This is a genomic window from Streptomyces sp. SID3343, from assembly GCF_009865215.1.
Classification (GTDB): domain Bacteria; phylum Actinomycetota; class Actinomycetes; order Streptomycetales; family Streptomycetaceae; genus Embleya.
On the sequence record NZ_WWJX01000751.1, the window covers coordinates 1 to 1,194 of the forward strand.

The window sequence follows — 1,194 nt, forward strand, 5'->3', positions numbered from 1 at the left end:
CGGCTGGGGCGGGCCCGAGCACTTCCTCGCGCCCGAGGCACTGGCCCGCCTCTCCAGTCCGGCGGCCGAACACCTGGAGCTGCGGCGCCAGGTGTACACGTCGCTGCGCGACTACAAGCGCGACGGCACGTCGCCGATGCCGTGGCCGTGGATCTACGGAGACGGCATGGCGAGCGTCCCGCGGACCGTCCGGCAGCACCTGACGCTGTCGCCCACCCAGGACAAGCTGCTGCTGGCGTGGTCGCGCGGCGACTTCGACACCACCCCGTTCGCGGGCTACCCGCACGACCTCGACGACGCCGAACTCGACGCCCGACCCGCTCTGTTGGACCGGGCGGCGCTGGACTTCTGTGTCGCCGACGCGTTCCATCCGGGCATCGAGGTGACGTGGCCGATCCGGCACGCTTCGATGTTCGCCGAGCCGTTCCGGATCCGGCAGCGCGCCGAGGGTGCGCCCGATCCCGACTACGGCGACACACTCACCCCCGACGCGGCGCTCGCCGCCGACGGACCGCTGCACGCGCAGGGTCCGGGCGACCTCGGTCGGTGGATGGCGGTGCCGTGGCAGACCGACACGGCCGGCTGTCGCGCCGGCTACGAGTCGCAGGCGCAGCTCGGGCCCCGATACGACCCGTACGTACCGACGTTCTGGCCGGCCCGGGTGCCCAACCACGTGCTCAAGCAGAGCGACTACGACACCGTCAACGGCACGGACACCTCGGCCGACCGGGAGGCCGCCTTCGCGAACCGTGCCGTGTGGTTGCGGGGCCTGACCGGGTCCACGCCCCAGGAGCAGCGCAGGCAGATGGTCGACGGCTGGTTCAAACTCGGCATCGTCGAGGTGCGGCCCTACCTCGGGAGCGACGGCAGGTTCCCGCCGCTGATGCAGGTGGAGTCGCCACCCGCGCCGCCGTTCGACCGGGCCACCGACACCAACAACCTGGTGAACGTGCAGGTGGCGCCGCGCGTGGCGGCGGCGGAGGTGGCCTGCGCGGTGGCCGACCTGACCGGCTTCGACGCGCAGGACGTCACCGTGGGCTACGTCGACAACATCGACCCCTACCTGCGCGAGGCGCCTGCGGGGCACACCCCGTGACCGAGGCCGCGGCACCTGTCACCCGGCTACGGCGCTACGACGTCGTGGTCGCCGGCGGCGGGCCGGCGGGCGCCGCGGCCGCGCTCACGCTGGCCCGG

The 1,194-nt window shown here is 73.4% G+C and carries 1 protein-coding gene; it reads left to right on the forward strand.

The features are described from left to right. A partial coding sequence (locus tag GT354_RS22990) for a LodA/GoxA family CTQ-dependent oxidase (RefSeq protein ID WP_202512185.1) occupies positions 1 to 1,096 on the forward strand: 1,096 nt, incomplete at its 5' end. Positions 1,097 to 1,194: the final 98 nt, after the last annotated feature.